Annotated in this window: 18 protein-coding genes and 7 tRNA genes; 10 read left to right on the forward strand and 15 right to left on the reverse strand. The window is 35.4% G+C overall.

The features are described 5' to 3' along the window. Nucleotides 1–80: 80 nt before the first annotated feature. The 9 genes from B9T31_RS11350 to B9T31_RS11390 form a co-directional block, all read right to left on the reverse strand. Nucleotides 81–157: transfer RNA gene (locus tag B9T31_RS11350), tRNA-Asp, on the reverse strand. A 26-nt stretch (nt 158–183) separates the two neighbouring features. After that, nucleotides 184–259, reverse strand: a tRNA-Val gene (locus B9T31_RS11355). 27 nt (nt 260–286) lie between these two features. Beyond that, nucleotides 287–363: transfer RNA gene (locus B9T31_RS11360), tRNA-Asp, on the reverse strand. A 10-nt stretch (nt 364–373) separates the two neighbouring features. Next, nucleotides 374–449 (reverse strand) — tRNA-Val (locus B9T31_RS11365). Nucleotides 450–470: 21 nt separating this feature from the next. Then, nucleotides 471–547 (reverse strand) — tRNA-Asp (locus B9T31_RS11370). 47 nt (nt 548–594) lie between these two features. After that, a tRNA-Asp gene (locus tag B9T31_RS11375) sits at nt 595–671 on the reverse strand. Nucleotides 672–697: 26 nt separating this feature from the next. Beyond that, a tRNA-Val gene (locus B9T31_RS11380) sits at nt 698–773 on the reverse strand. A gap of 264 nt (nt 774–1,037) precedes the next feature. After that, nucleotides 1,038–1,547 (reverse strand): cell wall-recycling L,D-carboxypeptidase ElsL, encoded by a 510-nt coding sequence (gene elsL / locus B9T31_RS11385; protein ID WP_086182073.1) that lies wholly within the window; start codon nt 1,545–1,547, stop codon nt 1,038–1,040. An 11-nt stretch (nt 1,548–1,558) separates the two neighbouring features. Next, nucleotides 1,559–1,924, reverse strand: a complete 366-nt coding sequence (locus B9T31_RS11390) for a YbaN family protein (protein ID WP_086182074.1) — start codon at nt 1,922–1,924, stop codon at nt 1,559–1,561. 85 nt (nt 1,925–2,009) lie between these two features. Between B9T31_RS11390 and B9T31_RS11395 the strand changes: the two genes are divergently transcribed. The 3 genes from B9T31_RS11395 to dapE all read left to right on the forward strand — a co-directional run bounded on the left by B9T31_RS11395 (nt 2,010) and on the right by dapE (nt 4,421). Beyond that, nucleotides 2,010–2,873 carry a DUF1853 family protein gene (locus B9T31_RS11395; protein ID WP_086182075.1) on the forward strand — a complete coding sequence of 288 codons (864 nt, stop codon included), beginning with the start codon at nt 2,010–2,012 and terminating at the stop codon, nt 2,871–2,873. Between the two features lie 146 nt (nt 2,874–3,019). Then, nucleotides 3,020–3,169 carry an entericidin A/B family lipoprotein gene (locus B9T31_RS11400; protein ID WP_086182076.1) on the forward strand — a complete coding sequence of 50 codons (150 nt, stop codon included), beginning with the start codon at nt 3,020–3,022 and terminating at the stop codon, nt 3,167–3,169. A gap of 118 nt (nt 3,170–3,287) precedes the next feature. Then, nucleotides 3,288–4,421 (forward strand): succinyl-diaminopimelate desuccinylase, encoded by a 1,134-nt coding sequence (gene dapE / locus B9T31_RS11405; protein ID WP_086182077.1) that lies wholly within the window; start codon nt 3,288–3,290, stop codon nt 4,419–4,421. A gap of 69 nt (nt 4,422–4,490) precedes the next feature. Here the strand turns inward: dapE and B9T31_RS11410 are convergent, their stop codons facing one another. Beyond that, complete coding sequence (locus B9T31_RS11410) at nt 4,491–4,865, reverse strand: response regulator (RefSeq protein ID WP_086182078.1); 375 nt, start codon at nt 4,863–4,865, stop codon at nt 4,491–4,493. Between the two features lie 457 nt (nt 4,866–5,322). On the opposite strand from B9T31_RS11410, the gene B9T31_RS11415 reads away from it, so the two are divergent. Both B9T31_RS11415 and B9T31_RS11420 read left to right on the forward strand, forming a co-directional pair. Further along, nucleotides 5,323–5,973 (forward strand): hypothetical protein, encoded by a 651-nt coding sequence (locus B9T31_RS11415; RefSeq protein WP_086182079.1) that lies wholly within the window; start codon nt 5,323–5,325, stop codon nt 5,971–5,973. 97 nt (nt 5,974–6,070) lie between these two features. Beyond that, entirely contained in the window at nt 6,071–7,789 is a 1,719-nt protein-coding gene (locus tag B9T31_RS11420) for a proline--tRNA ligase (protein ID WP_086182080.1), read from the forward strand. 98 nt (nt 7,790–7,887) lie between these two features. Here the strand turns inward: B9T31_RS11420 and dcd are convergent, their stop codons facing one another. Together dcd and B9T31_RS11430 are read right to left on the reverse strand one after the other, a co-directional pair. Continuing rightward, the gene (gene dcd, locus B9T31_RS11425; protein ID WP_086182081.1) at nt 7,888–8,457 is read right to left on the reverse strand and encodes a dCTP deaminase; all 570 of its coding nucleotides are present in this window, start codon (nt 8,455–8,457) and stop codon (nt 7,888–7,890) included. Nucleotides 8,458–8,581: 124 nt separating this feature from the next. Beyond that, nucleotides 8,582–9,175 carry a LysE family translocator gene (locus tag B9T31_RS11430; protein WP_086182082.1) on the reverse strand — a complete coding sequence of 198 codons (594 nt, stop codon included), beginning with the start codon at nt 9,173–9,175 and terminating at the stop codon, nt 8,582–8,584. A gap of 474 nt (nt 9,176–9,649) precedes the next feature. On the opposite strand from B9T31_RS11430, the gene B9T31_RS11435 reads away from it, so the two are divergent. From B9T31_RS11435 to B9T31_RS11445, 3 genes are read left to right on the forward strand one after another with little or no spacing between them, the layout of a single operon-like run. Further along, nucleotides 9,650–10,654 (forward strand): TAXI family TRAP transporter solute-binding subunit, encoded by a 1,005-nt coding sequence (locus B9T31_RS11435; protein ID WP_086182083.1) that lies wholly within the window; start codon nt 9,650–9,652, stop codon nt 10,652–10,654. A 1-nt stretch (nt 10,655) separates the two neighbouring features. Further along, nucleotides 10,656–11,129 carry a DUF1850 domain-containing protein gene (locus B9T31_RS11440; RefSeq protein ID WP_086182084.1) on the forward strand — a complete coding sequence of 158 codons (474 nt, stop codon included), beginning with the start codon at nt 10,656–10,658 and terminating at the stop codon, nt 11,127–11,129. Further along, a complete protein-coding gene (locus tag B9T31_RS11445; protein WP_086182085.1) occupies nt 11,126–13,138 on the forward strand; it encodes a TRAP transporter permease in 2,013 nt (670 codons plus the stop codon). Before B9T31_RS11440 ends, B9T31_RS11445 begins: the two co-directional genes overlap by 4 nt. Before the next feature lie 56 nt (nt 13,139–13,194). Here the strand turns inward: B9T31_RS11445 and apbC are convergent, their stop codons facing one another. Further along, nucleotides 13,195–14,448 (reverse strand): iron-sulfur cluster carrier protein ApbC, encoded by a 1,254-nt coding sequence (gene apbC, locus B9T31_RS11450; RefSeq protein WP_086182086.1) that lies wholly within the window; start codon nt 14,446–14,448, stop codon nt 13,195–13,197. A gap of 172 nt (nt 14,449–14,620) precedes the next feature. After that, a complete protein-coding gene (locus B9T31_RS11455; protein ID WP_086182239.1) occupies nt 14,621–15,082 on the reverse strand; it encodes a hypothetical protein in 462 nt (153 codons plus the stop codon). Nucleotides 15,083–15,323: 241 nt separating this feature from the next. Here B9T31_RS11455 and B9T31_RS11460 point away from each other — a divergent pair, with 241 nt between their 5' ends. Beyond that, nucleotides 15,324–15,542, forward strand: coding sequence for a DUF6500 family protein (locus tag B9T31_RS11460; RefSeq protein ID WP_086182087.1), 219 nt, complete (start codon nt 15,324–15,326; stop codon nt 15,540–15,542). 57 nt (nt 15,543–15,599) lie between these two features. Here the strand turns inward: B9T31_RS11460 and B9T31_RS11465 are convergent, their stop codons facing one another. Beyond that, entirely contained in the window at nt 15,600–16,391 is a 792-nt protein-coding gene (locus B9T31_RS11465; protein WP_086182088.1) for a hypothetical protein, read from the reverse strand. A gap of 474 nt (nt 16,392–16,865) precedes the next feature. On the opposite strand from B9T31_RS11465, the gene metG reads away from it, so the two are divergent. Continuing rightward, nucleotides 16,866–18,923 carry a methionine--tRNA ligase gene (metG, locus tag B9T31_RS11470; RefSeq protein ID WP_086182089.1) on the forward strand — a complete coding sequence of 686 codons (2,058 nt, stop codon included), beginning with the start codon at nt 16,866–16,868 and terminating at the stop codon, nt 18,921–18,923. The last annotated feature ends 539 nt before the right edge of the window (nt 18,924–19,462 follow it).

Raw genomic sequence — 19,462 nt, forward strand, 5'->3', positions numbered from 1 at the left:
CCGCCGACATTCTGCTTGTAAGGCAGACGCTCTACCAACTGAGCTAAGCGCCCTTATAAGAGTGAAACTTTAATTTTTAATGGCGCAGCGGACGGGACTCGAACCCGCGACCCTCGGCGTGACAGGCCGATATTCTAACCAACTGAACTACCGCTGCATAGGTGCTACACATATCCAAAGATATGGTGGGCGCTGACGGGATCGAACCGCCGACATTCTGCTTGTAAGGCAGACGCTCTACCAACTGAGCTAAGCGCCCTTATAAGGGTGAAACTTTGATTTTTAATGGCGCAGCGGACGGGACTCGAACCCGCGACCCTCGGCGTGACAGGCCGATATTCTAACCAACTGAACTACCGCTGCATTAAAAATCTGGTGGGCGCTGACGGGATCGAACCGCCGACATTCTGCTTGTAAGGCAGACGCTCTACCAACTGAGCTAAGCGCCCTCAAAAGTTCTACTATGTAAATGGCGCAGCGGACGGGACTCGAACCCGCGACCCTCGGCGTGACAGGCCGATATTCTAACCAACTGAACTACCGCTGCACTTACATAACTTTACTTTTTTGGCACAAACAATATTAAGAATTAAGTGGCGCAGCGGACGGGACTCGAACCCGCGACCCTCGGCGTGACAGGCCGATATTCTAACCAACTGAACTACCGCTGCACTATATATTCTTAACGTAAAAGACATGGTGGGCGCTGACGGGATCGAACCGCCGACATTCTGCTTGTAAGGCAGACGCTCTACCAACTGAGCTAAGCGCCCTTTACGACTTCATCGTTTGTGTGGTGCATTATAGAGAATCCTGTGAACCTGTCAAACGCTTTTCCACTTGTTTTCAGTTTTTCCCTATTGAGTGATTAAAAAATAGGTTATTTGCTATAAAAATATACAAATTTTATAAATTTACTCAAGGATAAATTAAAAAAATAAATATGTTTTAAAAACTTAATGAAACATTTTAACCTTCACAACGTTGCAACTTTAATTCATTTCTATTGAAGTTTAATCCTTTAATGACATATGTAATTAAATGTTTTCAATAATGCTCATTTCTGAAATGTACACCAATGCCTCTTCTGGAATAAGATCAAATAACTCAATAATCTCAGTATTTTTCATGCGAATACAACCATGTGACATTGGAATTCCCATCGGTTCAGTATCTGGTGTGCCATGAATATAAATGTAACGATTAAAGGTATCGCAACCATTTCCTAAATTAAAATGCTCTTCTAAGCCGCTTAACCATAAAATTCTTGAGAGTATCCAATCACGCTCTGGAAAAGCATCTGCTAAATCTTGTGAATAAACTTCACCCGTTTCTTGGCGAGCAATAAATACGGTATTGATTGGAACATCTTGACCAAACTTTAAAGCAATTTTATGCCAGCCTCGTGGCGTTTTCCCACTATTTTCCTGCTCCCCAATTCCATTTTTCCCCGTTGAAATGACATAAACTTTATTATGTTTAGGGAGGTATAAAGTCTGTTCTGCTAAGTCTATAAGTACATCAGCTTGATCCAACGTATATTTCATTGCTTTCCCTTCTAATGATGTTTAGGTTCGGGTCTAAACCAAAGCCAAATTGCAACTATCAGCATGGTCACATCTGTAAAAATTTTGACGGCAAATGGTGCATTTGTAAATAACATTATTATTCCACTAATAAGCATCATAATACTGGCCAACCACTTTGCTTTACGTGGCACCGTTCCATTTTCACGCCATGCTTTTAAGGTCGGACCATACTTAGGATGTTGCAATAACCAAGCATCCATTTGAGGCCAACCTTTAGAAGCTGCCCACGCGGCTAAAATGAGAAATACGGTGGTTGGCATACCAGGTAATAATGCGCCAATAAAACCCAATATGATAAAAATCACCACCAAGGTCCGCCAAAACAACGTTTTCATTTATTTACTCTACAAGCACGCTGCTTGTAGTATAAATTGTTTTTCATCGCAATCCCTTAAAATTCCAACTCGAATGTATTTCTCAATGCCTGAACTTAATTCACATCAATTTCATGAAGCTTGGTTAACTTATAAAACACCAGAAGTCCAGCAATTGGCTTTTTCTCTTCTGAGCCCAAATATTATTCGAGAAATTCCAAATCAACTTCCTATTCAACATAAATTTGATTTACATACAGATCAACACTGGCAAGATATGTATAAATGTTATACGCCACGACTTCAGCAACTAGATCTCTATCCTGATGAATTACATCAGTTTTTAAACAAACTTAAAAGTACGCGTTTAGGTCTACGTTTCGAAAGGTATATTTGGTTTTGGCTGTTAGACCACCACTATCATCCTTATCATCTTATAGCACATAGCCTTCAAATAATTGATGGTGCTAGAACAATTGGCGAACTAGATTTTTTAATTCAAAATACGGAAACTCGCCAAGTTGAGCATTGGGAGGTCGCTTTAAAATATTATTTAGGTGAACAAAATCTATCTTTAAAACATTGGTACGGTTTAAATCGAGAAGATACACTTTTAACAAAACTGATGCACTTCACTGAAAAGCAGTTTCAATTTTCTAATGTGCATGAACATCAAATAGATCAACGCTTTGCTGTAATGAAAGGACAGCTTTATCTTCCCTACCATCGATATACTGCTAAAATACCTCCATGGGTCAATACAAATCGTCGACTTGGTTTTTGGGGAAATAACTTCCCATCACACCACGCTCAATATTATCGTTTAAATAGACATGAGTGGTTATGCCCAAATCAATTTATAGAGCATGCGTTTAATTCATGGTGGACAAATGGTTTATATTTTTCTCGTCATAAAAATGAATATTACATGTATAGAAGTACGATCAGTCTCAAAAATAAATTTTCTTAATTAAACATTAAGTTAAAAATAAATATTTAAATACAATTCATAACTTATTTATACAAAAAAAAACACATTTCATTTTCTATTCCTTTTAATCTCAATAATATGGTATAAAAAACTGATATTTAAAATCACAAACAAGGGTATGAATGATGAAAAAAGTTTTATTTACTGCATTAGCGATGAGCGTAGTTCTAGTTGGATGTAATACGGTTAAAGGAGTTGGTCAAGATGTCTCTAAAGTTGGTTCTGTGGTAACAGATACTGCTGAAAAAACTTCGAATGAAATTAAGAAAAAGTAAGTTTTTACTTTTTCAAAACCCGATTTAGTATCTAGATCGGGTTTTTTTATATTTTAAATTCCCTTTATTACAAGGTTTCGCCTATCATAGATAAAATTTTTTAACATGATTTATTGGTATGACTCACTCAGAAACTCTTGAGCTTAGCTTACAGTTATTAAGACAACCCTCTGTAACCCCTATTGATCATACTTGCCAAGAAATTATGGCAGAACGTTTAGCCAAAGTTGGCTTTCAAATTGAAGATATGCGTTTTGAAGATGTTGACAACTTATGGGCAAGAAAAGGTACTGAAGCACCAGTTTTTTGTTTTGCAGGTCATACAGATGTTGTACCTACAGGACATCTAGATGCTTGGAACTCTGATCCATTCAAACCAGAAATTCGTGATGGAAAACTCTATGGACGTGGCAGTGCTGATATGAAAACTGCATTGGCCGCAATGGTAGTCGCATCTGAGCGTTTTATCGCAAAACATCCGAATCATAAAGGTTCAATTGCATTTTTAATCACGTCAGATGAAGAAGGTCCTTCGATTAACGGTACGGTCAAAGTGATTGAAACTTTAGAAGCACGTAACGAAAAAATGGATTGGTGCCTTGTTGGTGAACCGTCTAGTACCAATCAACTTGGTGATATTATCAAAAATGGTCGTCGTGGCTCTTTAAATGCAAATATCACCATTAAAGGCAAACAAGGTCACGTTGCATATCCACATCTTGCCATTAATCCGATCCATACTGCATCTAAAGCAATCAGTGAATTATGTGAAACTGTATGGGATCATGGAAATGAATACTTCCCAGCAACTACTTTTCAAATTTCAAATATTCAAGCAGGCACTGGAGCAACCAATGTTATTCCAGGAAGTATGAATCTGCTTTTTAATTTCAGATATTCAACTGAAGTGACTGCTGAAGAACTTAAACAGCGCACCATGGAGATTTTAGATCGCCATCAAGTTGACTATGAAATTCATTGGACGTTATCTGGCTTACCTTTTCTTACCCCAGTTGGTGAATTAGTCAATGCTGCTCGTCATGCAATTCAGCAAATTACTGGGAATGAAACAACGCTTTCAACTAGTGGTGGAACATCAGATGGACGTTTCATCGCACCAACAGGTGCTCAAGTTCTTGAACTTGGTGTTTTAAATGAAACCATTCATCAAATCAATGAACATGTAAATGTGGCAGATTTAGAGCCTCTATCTGAAATTTATGAACTAATTTTAGAAAACCTCTTAGCTTAATTCTCACTTAGAATAAAAGGAACTCAATGAGTTCCTTTTTTATGATGTTGATTCATATTTTTATTTATTTTATTCAATACTACTCTTCAGGTAACGTTTAACCGTTTGAAGTAATAATGCTTCATCAATAGGTTTCGTTAAATAATCACTTGCACCTTGTAGCATCCCCCAAGAGCGATCTGTTTCTTGATCTTTAGTACTCACAATAATAATCGGAATATGTTTTGTTGTTTCTGCGCGTGTCAACTGACGGGTTGCTTGAAAACCATTCACCCCTGGCATCACAACATCCATAAGCACTAAATCAGGTAATTCTGCCTGTGCGATTGTAACGCCATCAGCACCATTAGAAGCTTCAATCACATCATAACCATGATGACTTAATATCTCTCTGAATCGAAAGGTTTCTGCTGGTGAATCATCTACAATTAAAATTCGTGCCATTCTGTTTTCCAAAAAATTAATCTTTCAATTATACAAACATAAGATTATTAATTGTATTTCAATCATTTATTTCTCAAAATAATTTCATCTAAACCCAAGCAACCAAACTTTTCCTCAATAATCAAAAAAACCCTGCACCGATAAAAATGCCAGTATCATCCGATATCTTTTTTGAAAATCTAAAGTTTGTCATTGGTTTTAACTGCATCACTTTACATCTGTTTATTGTTTTAGAAAAGTTATGATCTCGAGATAATCGTAACCAAATAATATCTACGTGAACATGCCGTTTTAACTGAAATATTTCAATTTATTTTCAAAAATTGTCCCATTTATATTTAATTTCAAATCGTTTTTCGTTTTAAAAATCTTCTTCTATTCTCAAGAAAATTATCTTAAGATAAAATTCAAGACCATATAAGCAAATAACACCACTTAACATATGGGGATAGATTAAGTGCAAAATGACAATAATATTAAAAAAAAATGGCTAAGATTTTCGATATATTCTTTTATAGCACTCACGTTATTATTAGTTCAAACTAATCCTGTTTTTTCTAAAAATATAAATAATACTTCCTTAAAAGATCAACGATGGTATCGTTATTATGATCACAAAGGTGTCGCCAACATCAGTAGTAGCATTACACAAAGTCATATTCAATATGGATATGAAACACTAGATCAGAATATGCAAATTATTAAAAAAAATGATGCCTTCAATGCAGAGAAAAACCAAAAGTCAAACATCTTACTCAACACTGATGCACAAGAAATTAAAGATGATCTGCTATTAAAAAAGGCTTATAGCACCAGTGAAGTCGCGAAAGAAAAAAAGAAAATGAGTTTAGACACTATTAATAATCAAATTAATTTTCAACTCAATCAATTAAAAAATTTGCAACAAAACCGAATACATTTAAAAAAAATAGAGATGGAGTATATTCGGAAAAATCAACTGATTCCTCATGAATCAATAGACAAGCTTGAATTTAATTCAAAAAATATTGAACAAACCATTAATAATATTCAAATGCTACAACAGAACTATATGCAAACAGAAATCCAGTTCAACAAAATCATCGACCGTTTGAAATTAAAACCTTAATACACTTTCATTTAACAGATAAATAGATCTGCCATGTTGAAGTGCTTTTTATTGTATACTCATCGACTTTAACGAAATACTTTTTAGGACATTTTCCATGCGCGCGAGTCGCTTTTTATTTGCAACGTTAAGAGAAACGCCAAATGATGCTGAAGTCATCTCTCACCAACTTATGTTACGTGCGGGAATGATTCGTAAACTAGCTTCAGGTTTATATACTTGGCTACCAATGGGCGTTCGCGTATTAAATAAAGTTGCAGCGATTGTGCGTGAAGAAATGAACCGTGCAGGGTCTCTTGAAGTTTTAATGCCCGTAACACAACCTGCATCTTTATGGGAAGAATCTGGTCGTTATGTACAATATGGTCCAGAATTATTGCGCTTTAAAGACCGCCATCAAAATGACTTTGTACTTGGTCCAACGCATGAAGAAGTCATTACAGATCTTGCGCGCAATGAACTACATAGTTACAAACAACTTCCAGCTAACTTTTATCAAGTTCAAACAAAGTTTCGTGATGAGATTCGCCCTCGTTTTGGTGTTATGCGTTCTCGTGAATTTATTATGAAAGATGCTTATTCTTTCCATGTTAATCAAGTGTCTTTACAAGAAACTTACGATGCGATGTATGATGCTTATTGTAAGATTTTTACCCGTTTAGGTCTTAATTTCCGTCCAGTACAAGCAGATACAGGCTCAATTGGTGGGTCAGGTTCTCATGAGTTTCACGTTCTTGCTTCAAGTGGCGAAGATGATATTGCCTTCTCTACAGAATCTGATTATGCAGCAAATGTTGAAATGGCTGAGGCTATTCTTGTTGGTGAACGTGCAGCGCCAAATAAAGCCTTAGAAATCGTAGACACACCTAATCAAAAAACAATTGCTGATGTTTCTACGTTCTTAAAATCAGATCCTGCACAATCAGTAAAAGCATTATTGGTTCAAGGAATTCCAACACAAGAAAATCAAACAACACCTGTTGTTGCCTTATTCTTACGTGGTGATCATGAGCTCAATGAAATTAAAGCTGAAAAACATCCATTAATTGCTGCACCACTTACTTTTGCCACTGAAGAACAAATTGCGACTTCAGGCTTAACCCCTGGTTTCTGTGGTCCACAAGGTTTAGTTGAAAAAGGTTTAACTGTCATTATTGATCGTGCAGCATCGGTATTGTCTGACTTTGTTGCCGGTGCAAATGAAATTGACAAACATGCAGTCGGTGTAAACTGGGAACGTGATGCTCAATTTACTGAAATATTTGATTTGCGTAATGTTGTTGAAGGTGATGCATCTCCAGATGGTCATGGTACGTTGCAAATTAAACGTGGTATCGAAGTTGGTCATATTTTCCAACTCGGTCAAAAGTACTCTGAAGCATTAGGCTGTAAAGTACTTGGTGAAGATGGTAAGCCGTTGGTTGTGACGATGGGTTGTTACGGTATTGGAGTAACGCGTGTAGTGGCGTCAGCAATTGAACAAAACTATGATGATAAAGGAATTATTTGGCCTCTGAGCATTGCTCCATTTGAAGTTGCAATTGTTCCAATGAATGCACATAAATCACCACGTACGCTCGAAGCTGCTGAAACGCTTTATGCAGAGTTACAAGCAGCAGGCTATGATGTCCTCTTAGATGATCGTAATGAACGCCCTGGTGTTAAATTCTCTGATTTAGAATTAACAGGTATTCCACACCGCATTGTGATTGGTGAAAAAGGACTCGATGCAGGAACATTTGAATATAAAGGGCGTACTGATGCAGAATCAGTCAACTTGAGTAAAGAAGATTTGCTTGCAAAAATTGCAAAGTAATTTTTCAATATAACATACTTGATCAAAAATCCCGCTTAATGCGGGATTCTTTATTTTAAATCAATATTTTATAGAATCATCAATTCTTTATGATGAGATTAAGCTTTAGGTAAAGTTACACCTGTTTGACCTTGATATTTTCCACCACGGTCTTTATAAGATACTTCACATACTTCGTCAGATTCAAAAAATAACATCTGCGCAACACCCTCACCTGCGTAAATACGTGCAGGTAAATTTGTTGTATTTGAAAATTCTAAAGTGACGTGCCCTTCCCATTCAGGTTCTAATGGCGTAACGTTCACAATAATGCCACAACGTGCATAAGTTGATTTACCTAAACATACCGTTAGAACATTACGTGGAATACGGAAATATTCAACAGTACGTGCTAAAGCAAATGAGTTTGGTGGAATAATACATACATCAGCTTCAATATCAATAAAGCTGTTTTCATCAAAGTTTTTAGGATCAACAATTGCTGAATGAACATTTGTAAAAACTTTAAATTCTCGTGCGCAGCGCACATCATAGCCGTAACTTGATACGCCATACGAAATGAGCTTTTGACCATTTTCATCTAAACGAACTTGGTTTTCTGCATACGGTTCAATCATACCGTGCTTTTCGCTCATTTCACGAATCCAGCGATCAGACTTTATTGCCATTGTTTTATCCAAATCATACTAAAATAATTTACTACGATGTACTTTAACTGAAATCACGCCTAATGAAAATAAGCCTTCGAATTATCTATCATTCATGACAAAGAAAAAATTGATTTTCTTTTCATTAAAAACTCAACAAGGCGGAATAACTTAAAGGTACTGAAAAACTCAACAGCACAATTGAAGCCGTCTTTTGTAAATTACATTGATTTAACCATTTAATTTTATTCGATGCTAAATAAGACCCAATACATGTCCATAAAAATGCAATTGGAACCAATAAGATTAAAAATACCAACATATGACTGACATAATAATTCATATTTTTCCATACAATTGCTGGAAAAATAGCAGATGCAAATAACAATGCTTTAGGGTTTAAAACCGTCGCTAAAAAAAGCTCGCGTGCACGAATGGTCGGCTGTGAATAACTGACTTCAACATCAGCTGTACGCCAAAGCTTAATGGCTAAAAAAATAATATAACTCGCACTAAATAATTTTAAAATTACGGGTAACAAAGGAAATTGTGCTGAAACTTTACCAATGAGAAGTCCCCACAATGAAATCGCAATTAAATAGCCAAAAGCCTCTGAAGGTATTAAACGGAATGATTTTTTAATGCCAACCTGAATACCGGATGAGGCGAGTAATGTATTTGTAGGACCTGGTGTCAAAAGAATGGAGATAACCAAGCCAATAAATAACAATGAAATCATTCATTCAACCTCAACAATGAATCTATTTAGGATAAAGGAGCTTGAATTCATTTAGCAAAGTAAAAATTGTAAGAGGAAGTATAAAACTCACAATGAAATAAATTAAAATATTATTTTTCAACAACTTATAAATCAAAAACATTAGACTCACCAGTCACACGATAGTCGTTTGATGGTCGTTTGATGGTCGTTTGATGGTCGTTTGATGGTCGTTTGATGGTCGTTTGATGGTCGTTTGATGGTCGTTTGATGGTCGTTTATACACTTTTCTATTCACATTAACATCTTTAAAACACTATTAATCATAACTTAACAAATAGATGGATTTTGTCATACAAAATTCATAGAAAGACAATATTTCTTAAAGCGTAAATACGTTAGTTTCATACAACTTCATGCTTAAAGCTTAAATTTTATAAGTGAATAATTTAACTCAAATGAATTGAGTGAAGAACCAAAACAAAGGAAAAATCAATGTATAAATTGGCACTTAAGACGGTCACTATTCTTGCTTTATTTGCAAGCTATGGTTGTACAAAAGAAAACAATACTGCTTCAAATGTCTCAAGCTCCTCTGAAACAGCTTTGGCTAAAGATAAACTCTCCAGTAAATTTATCAATATTGCAACAGGAGGAGCGTCAGGTCCATATAATGTTATTGGCACTAATTTAGCAGAAATCTATAACAAAACTTATGGTGTCAATGCAAAAACCCAAACCACTGGTGCTTCTGTAGAAAACCTTAACTTACTGAAACAAAATAAAGTTGAGATGGCATTTGTCATGAGCGACAGCTTGACAGAAGCCATCAAGGGATCTGGTGTGTTTAATCAAAAAAAACTGGACAATGTTCGACAAATTGCAGCACTTTACCCCAACTACGTGCAAATCGTTACCTCCAAAAAATCGGGTATTCAAAACATTGAAGATTTGAGAGGAAAACGTATCGCTGTTGGTGCACAAAACTCTGGCGTAGAAGCAAATGCCCGTTCTTTATTGAAAGGATTTGGTATCAGCTATGATGATGTCAAAGTCGATTATCTCGGTTATGCTGAAGCAGCAGATGCCTTAAAAAGTGGAAAAATTGATGCTGCATTTTTGACTAGCGGCATTCCTAATTCATCATTAATGGAACTGCAACAAGGGTATGACCTACAACTTGTTCGTATTGATCCTGAAAAAATGAAAAAAATAGCAAAAGATCAATCTTATTTTCTCTCTTTAAACATTCCTAAAGGGACTTACGGGAATACAGAAGATATTCCGACTGCAGCAATTATGAATGCACTTGTTGTCAGGTCAGACCTTTCTGAAGATGATGTATATAAACTGACAAAAACATTTTTTAATAGTTTAAAAAGCTTAACGACTGCCCATCAAGCCGCTCAAGATATTACATTAAAAAGCGCTCAACATGGTTTAGTCGCTCCCCTACACCCAGGTGCAAAACGTTATTACGATGAAATAGCATCGAAATAATGTGAGCAATACCAGAATTTTAATTGCCTTACTTTTACTTATTGGGTGCTCAAGTATTATTGGATTTTATCCAATATATTTCATTCAAATTCAAGTTAATCAAGATCATTGTAGGATTTTTTCTAATCATCTTGAATTGCAATGGATACACTCGGTAGAAAAAACGACTTGGCTTGAGCACTATCAAATAAAACATAAAAAATTCGTCCTGCAATATACCGATTTTGTTTCATTTGGTGCAGGTACGCCAACACACTATCCCATTATATTCCAGAAAAATGGTTGGATACGAATGGATGTCAATCTGTCAGTTAAAGATATTTATTGGACTATTTCGAATCATATGCAAGGGATTATTATATTTCAGCATCAGCAATGGTCCATTTATAAAGACTACCCTGATTACAGTATTGTTCATATTTCTATTCAGCAACAACCTCTTTGGCGTGTTCTGCGATTAGGACAATGTTTATGACAAATACTCAAAATAATGCCATTGAACAATTAAATGAAAAAGAACAACAAGCCATTTTAGAGAAATTTGATCGAGAATCGGTGACTCGCCATCCGACCAATAAATCTGTGAAATGGTTCATTGCTGCCATTGCAATTAGTTATTCTCTTTTTCACTTATTTATTACGTTTAATCCATTACCCGAACTTCTTCAACGTGCAGCACATGTTGCAATTGGTTTAATGCTCGTTTTTTTGCTTTATCCTGCACGTAGCTCGACCTCACGACAAAAAGTTTCATGGTCAGACTGGGGGTTGGCATTAATTTCTTTATCTACTTTTTTATATTTGTGGTTTGAATATCAAGATATTGTTACGACTCGTGGAGGAATTCCAAATACTTTAGACGTTATATTTTCTATCATCACGGTTATTTTGGTTGTTGAAGCATCACGGCGTGTTATGGGATGGATGTTACCCATATTAGGACTAATTTTCTTAACTTATCCCTTTATAAGTCACTTCGGTTGGATACCAGACAGACTACTCACTCGATCTTATACCATTAGTGATATTTTTGGACAAATGTACTTAAAAACAGAAGGTCTTTATTCTTCTGCTATTGGTGCATCCGTTACATTTATCTTTTTATTTATTTTATTTGGTGCTTTTCTTGCTAAATCTGGAATGGGAAAACTTTTTAATGATTTAGCCATGGCGTTAGCAGGCCATAAGCAAGGAGGACCTGCGAAAGTTGCCGTTATTTCTAGTGGGTTTATGGGCAGTATTAATGGTACGGCAGTCGCCAATGTTGTCGGTACAGGTTCATTTACCATTCCTCTCATGAAAAAAATTGGATATCACAAAAACTTTGCAGGTGCTGTTGAAGCAAGTGCATCTGTCGGTGGTCAAATTTTACCTCCTGTCATGGGTGCCAGTGCGTTTATTATGGCTGAAACGACAGGTGTAAGTTACGGTACAATTGCGCTTGCTGCGGCTTTACCTGCGCTACTATATTATTTAGGCGTAATGGCTCAAGTCCATTTCCGTGCTGGAAGAGATGATCTTAAAGGTGTACCTAAAGCCGATTTACCACGTGTGAAAGAGGTGCTAAAAGAACGTGGTCACTTGCTTATTCCAATTATTGCTTTGGTGATATTTCTCTTCCAATCTATTCCAGTCGGCTATGCAGCGGTTTATACCATTATTCTGACAATTATTGTTGCTGCCTTTAAAAAATCTACCCGTATGGGAATTAAAGAAATACTTGAAGCCCTAGAGGATGGTGCGAAACAATCTCTATCCGTCATGGCTGCCTGTGCATTAGTTGGGATCATTATTGGAGTTGTCAGCTTAACAAGCTTTGGCACGGTCATGACCTCATCTATTATGAGTATTGGTGCTGGAAGTTTATTCTTAACGCTATTCTTTACCATGATTGCTTCTATGATTTTAGGAATGGGACTACCTTCTATTCCTGCTTATATCATTACAGCAACCATGGCAGCACCAGCTTTAGCAAACTTTGATATTCCAACGTTAGTTGCGCATATGTTTGTATTCTATTTTGGATTATTCGCGAATATCACCCCACCCGTAGCTTTAGCCGCCTTTGCAGGAGCAGGAATTGCAGGAGGTGATCCAATGCGGACAGGTTTCCAAGCATTAAAATTATCTTTAGCAGGTTTTATTGTCCCATTCTTGTTTGTCTATAACCCTGCCATGCTCATGATTGATACGACAAACGTTGCAGTGAATGCACGTGAATTTGCATTCCCTGCGTGGACAACCGTAATCAGCATATGTGTTACGTCTATTATCGGTATTCTAGCTTTGGGAGCTGCCGTTGAAGGATATTTTAAAACTACATTATCTTGGTTTTGGCGACTTTTCTTAGGTACAGGCGCACTATTTATGATTATTCCTGAAACCATCACAGATATTATTGGCATAGCGATGGTAATAATTGCAATCACTGTAAACCTCCGATCAGTCAAAATACAGCGCTCAACGTTAAAAACAATTACTTAAAGAAAAAAGCCCAACATTATGTTGGGCTTTTATTTTGATAAATCCATTACAGCATTTTAAAAAATGCGTGATTTACTTTTTTCAACTTTTGGTAATTTATCTATAATTTTTTTCGCTATCGCCATATAACTTTCTGCTGCATCATCTTGCGCAATCACCGAAGGTTTACCTGCATCAGTATTTTCACGGATTTGAACATTTAAAGGCAAACGACCCAATAATGGAATATCATATTGTTCGGCTAGTTGATCTCCACCACCTGTACCAAAAATTGGTTCTTCATAGCCACAATTTGAACATATATGTGTCGACATATTTTCAATCACGCCCATAACAGGAATATGAACGCGATTAAATAATTCAATCCCTTTTGTTGCATCCATTAATGCCACATTTTGTGGAGTCGTTACAATCACAGCACCCGTAACCGGAATACGTTGGGCAAGTGTCAATTGAATATCCCCAGTCCCTGGTGGCATGTCAATCATAAGAACATCTAAGTCAGGCCAAAGCGTTTGATTAAATAACTGCATCAATGCACCTGTTGCTTTCGGTCCGCGCCAAGCTACAGGTGTATTGTGATCGCCCGTAAGATGCCCTATTGACAATACAGCCATTCCATATGCATCAATAGGAACAAAATTTTCAGACTCAATCATTGGCGTACGACCTGCATTCCCCAACATGGTTGGAATACTTGGGCCATAAATATCTGCGTCTAATACCCCAACTTTTAAGCCTAATGCTTGTAAAGCTAAGGCTAAATTGACCGTCGTTGTTGATTTACCAACCCCACCCTTACCCGACGATACCAAAATTACATTCTGAATGCGGGGATGTTTAGGTACATCACGCTGCTGCGGTGCAGCTTTCGTAATAGGTGGATTATTAGGATCTACTTCTGATTTAGTTTCTTTAGGTACTCCAGCTGATGCATCAACGACAGGTGGAAGCTTTTGTTTTTTTTCTTGAGGTTGAGCTGAGCAACTTTCGCCCGCTTTATGCTGATGATCATGATTTCCTGAACTGCTTTTTTGTTGAATCACATGCATATTCAATTCAGTAATTCCACACTTCTCTAAAGCATCTGCCAATTCATCATGAATCGTTTGTAAATCCTCTGCTTCAGATGGAAATGTGTTAATTGTAATTTGAAGGGTTTGATTTTCTATATTAATTTGTGTAATGCGATCTTTTAACAGATGCGTTGAGTTTGGCAAAATATACGTTTCGAGTATCTGCTGAATCTCCTCTTCACTCACTTCTTTTGACGGTGAAAAAACTGATTTAAGAGAAGAAAGCCACGACATATATTTACTCCAAACTTGGGTATACAGCACAATACTGACACCATAGTTTAACTGTAAATTTACGATAGGTTAAGTCAGATTCTGATTGTTTAGCAAATTCAGAGTAAATACGTCGGCTTTATTTCTATATGATCATCTTGCGATGATTAAAATTATGTAAGTAAGATTGTCACTAAGCTTTATCATCATTTTTAAATTTGCTTAAAGTATCCGAAGCTTTTTTCTTTAACTCATCTATCTTACCCGTTGCCTGCTCTTTCAAGTCGTCAAATTTAGATGATGCATCATGCTTTAATGCCTCAGCCTTCGCTTTAACATCTTCAATTTTTTGCCCAGCATCCGCTTTCAATTGATCAAACTTTTCCTGCACATTGGTTTGTGCTTCAGAGGCTTTAGTTTTTAAGTCTGCGACATGACTTTCTAAGTGTGCCTTACCCTCTGTCAACGTTTGACCTACGGTTGCTTTTAAGTCAGCAACTGTTTTTTCTCCCTCTTTTTTGGCATCTTGGGCTGTACTTTTTAACTCATCTACTGCTGCCTCTGCTTGTGACTGTAATTCACTTGCTTTAGATTTTGCATCGTCAACTGCTTGAGATGCTTGTTCTTTTAAATCATTTAAACTTTTATTGGTCACCATTTTTTACCTCTGATTTATTTACATGTTTTTCATTATTTATACATATAAATTCATCCAAAAATATAAAATGCATCAATTTGAAACAAAAAAATTAATCATCTGCAATAAAATCAAAAATTAACTATACTGATCTTGAGCAAAAGGAAAGAGCTTAATTTGAACCAATAATAATGATTATCCTTCATTTAACATTATAAAATTGCATTAACAAAACTTATTCCCAACTCAGGATTGAATGATGAACCAAGATTTTAGAGAAAAAATGATCACTATTTGTAACGATAAAATTGCAAAGAAAGGACCAAATGTTGGCTTATCCTTTTACGCCTTCTTTTCCAATAAAAATGACAATCCTGAATTATTGATGCAAGTTGCGCAGTGGTGGATTAAAACCCATCAACTCGATCATTTTGAAAAAGCACATAAAATTAAGCAACTCATTTTAGATGAGAAATAAGATTGCCTATCTTAAAAGTTTAACTGTCAAAAAAAACATCATTAATCGAATACTTGTTTATCTCTTCAAGGTACTCATAAAACTAATCACAGAAAATAACCACAAAAATAGAATAAAACTTCGCCCTTGATTAAAATGGGTGAGATCTGTTCCATGTAAAATATTATGTCGTGTCATTGTGATAATCGAACTATTGTCCATTTTAAAGGCAGCCAGTTCTAAAAAGTAAGGATTTAATTCACACGCAATTTTAACCTTATGCCATAAGCTTTTCACTTCATGTGCTTTTAAACCAGGTACAATTTTATAAACATCAATAAATTTACTTTGATTGGGCTGTAAATAACCATATTGAACTAAGATATCGGTAAGTAATCCTTCAATTTGTGCATATAAAATTGCAATACATCCTGCATAACATTCTAATTTATATAGTTTTAATGCTTCAGCAATGACTTTTCTACGTTGTGATTTTAGCGCCCCAATATCCATTGCATCAAAAGCCATGAATAAATCTTTTTCAAAAATTGTATGCTGAACAATATCTAATAATTTAAATGTAGCAAGGTCTTCATCATGCTGAAAAAATTTCCAAAAATGGATTAAGTTTAATGCATCATTTGCAATCTTTGCATCAATAGGCTGATCAAGCTCATCTGACAGCACTTCAAAATAAGATTCTTCAACAGATAATGTACTTAAACTTTGAATCAAATAACGATGTTCCTTTTCTGATATTTGTTCTAAATACTGAATTGCATCATCTAAAATGCGCTTTCCCATTTGATTATTTGGGCTATTTTGAGGAATGCGAAGAATCGATTGCTCATCGTTAAAACCATCTATCATGAATTTTATCCTACAATTTTTTTAACTTACAAATGATCGAATATCTACAAACTCTAAACACTTGTTTTCAGTTCTAAAATAATAACAAATATTGGTTGAAATGAAGTGAATAGAAATGCCTAACATTAAATGAACGAATAAAGTTTATATCAACGTATATTAAGAATAAAAAACTCAAAATAAGTTTTTTACTTAAACACGCTAAAAATTCCTAATCCTTATAGCACCTTCACTCAATTGTCACTTTCTTGCTCTTTCATCAAATCTTAGGTGATTCGAATCAACTTAAATCATAAAATAAATCATCATCATTCTTTTAAAATAACGTAATAAAATAAATAAGCTATAAATCACTTGTTAAATTCAATAAACTTCTTTGTTTGAAAAGATTTCAACGATTCCCTTGTGCAACTTTTCTATATCTAAGGTAAAATCGTAAATCCTACATAAAATACGAATGAGAGAGTTACATCCGTGCGTAATATTTTAGTCACTAATGCCCTACCATACGCGAATGGCCCAATTCATATGGGTCACCTACTCGGTTATATCCAAGCTGATATTTGGGTTCGTGCCATGCGTGCAATGGGTCATAATGTGACTTATGTATGCGCAGATGATGCTCATGGTACCGCAATTATGTTGCGTGCTGAAGCAAATGGTATTTCCGCAGAACAACAAATTGCCAATGTTCAAAAAGAGCACATTCGTGATTTTGACGGATTTAATGTCTTGTTTGATCATTATGACTCAACTCATAGCCATGAGAATAAGGCGCGCTCAGAAGAAATTTATATTAAAAATCGTGAAGCGGGTAATATTGCTATTCGCCCTGTTACCCAATTATTCGATCCAGAAAAAGGGATGTTCTTATCTGATCGCTTCATTAAAGGTACTTGCCCTAAGTGTAAAGCTGAAGATCAATATGGTGATGCCTGTGAAGTCTGTGCAACAACCTATAATGCAACTGAATTATTAAACCCTCGTTCAACCCTAAGTGGTGCAACCCCGATTGAAAAATCTTCAGATCATTATTTCTTCAAATTACCAAACTTTGCAGAATATTTACAAAAATGGACACGTGATGAAGGTCGTTTACCCGTATCTATTGCAAATAAATTAGATGAATGGTTTGAAGCAGGTTTAGCAGATTGGGATATTTCTCGTGATGCCCCATATTTTGGTTTTGAAATTCCAGATGCACCCAATAAATACTTCTATGTTTGGGTAGATGCACCAATTGGCTATATGTCGAGTTTTGAAAATTACATTAAAACAAAACGTCCTGATTTAAGTTTTAATGACTATTGGGAAAAAGACTCTAAAAATGAAGTCTATCACTTTATTGGAAAAGACATTGTTTACTTCCATGCCTTGTTTTGGCCAGCAATGCTTGAAGGTGCAAACTACCGCACACCTACAGGTTTATTCGTCAATGGCTTCTTAACGGTGAATGGACAAAAGATGTCTAAATCACGTGGTACATTTATTAAAGCTGAAACGTATTTACAGCATTTAAATCCTGAATATTTACGTTACTACTTTGCATCAAAACTTTCAGATAAAGTTGAAGATTCTGACTTAAATTTAGAAGACTTTGTACAAAAAGTTAACTCTGATTTAGTTGGGAAAGTGGTAAATATTGCGAGTCGCTGTGCAAAATTTATCAATACTAACTATGACAATAAATTATCAGTAACATGTGCTGAGCCCCAACTTGTTCAAAGCTTTATCGATGCTGGTGATTCAATTGCAAAAGCCTATGAAGCTCGTGAGTTTTCAACAGCTGTTCGTGAAATCATGGCGCTTGCAGATAAAGCAAATCAATACATTGATGAGAAAAAACCATGGGCTTTAGCAAAAATTGAAGGTGAAGAACAGCATGTACATGATGTGTGTTCTGTCGGTATCAATTTATTCCGTCAATTGGCCATTTACTTAGCGCCTGTGCTGCCAGTTTTAGCAACGCAAGTTCAAGACTTCTTAAAACTTGAAAGTTTTGATTTTGAATCACGTAAACATGTACTTATTCATCATGAAATTGCATTATTTCAACCTTTAATGCAACGTGTAGACCCGAAAGCAGTGACCGCAATGGTTGAAGCATCTAAAGAGTCTTTAAAAGCGACTGCAACGCCTGTCACCACTGAAAAGACAAAAGTAAAAAATATAAATAAAAAAGCAGAACCTAAAATTGGAGATGCGGATATTATTGGGATTGAAGATTTTATAAAAGTTGATCTCCGAGTTGCAAAAATATTAAATGCATCAATTGTAGAAGGTTCTGACAAGCTTCTTCAACTTACTTTAGATGCTGGCGAAACAGAAACACGTAATGTATTTAGTGGAATACGTGAATTCTATCAACCTGAAGATTTACAAGGTAAATTGGTTGTTTTTGTAGCCAATCTTGCACCACGTAAAATGCGTTTTGGCATTTCAAATGGTATGGTTCTTGCCGCTGGAAATGGTGAAGGTGTTTGGGTGATTTCACCAGAAACTGGCGCTAAACCTGGCGATAAAGTATCTTAAAATTTAGTTTTTAAATATCTAGAAAGCCTCTATATCTCTAGAGGCTTTTTAATAAGAGAGTAATTATACCGACTGGTTACACACTATTAATTTCAATTATTGATAGTTTACTGATGATTTAATTCTGTATTAGTGAATGATAAAATTATTTTGACATCATCGCTACATTAAATATAACGTATATGTATAGTCTAATTTAATCCATTAAAATTATTTACTTTATGTGATTTATTGTTCTAATAATAATTAAAAAACATAAAATATTTATTTTAAAAACAAAAAAATCAAACACTCATATAATTTATATCATGTCTTTAATTTCAATAAAATTAACACTATAAATTAAATAATATGCTGAATTTAAACAAAATAAATTTATTTTCTTATGATTTTTACAGAACTCAATATTCATGAACAATATTTTAATTTAATAATATTTTTCATATTATTAGAATCCAACTAATAAAAGTTAAATAAAGTATACATTAAATTTCAAATACCGATTTGTCTAGTTCAATCAATATATAAATGATTCCCCC

Source organism: Acinetobacter sp. ANC 4558 (genome assembly GCF_002135375.1).
Classification (GTDB): domain Bacteria; phylum Pseudomonadota; class Gammaproteobacteria; order Pseudomonadales; family Moraxellaceae; genus Acinetobacter.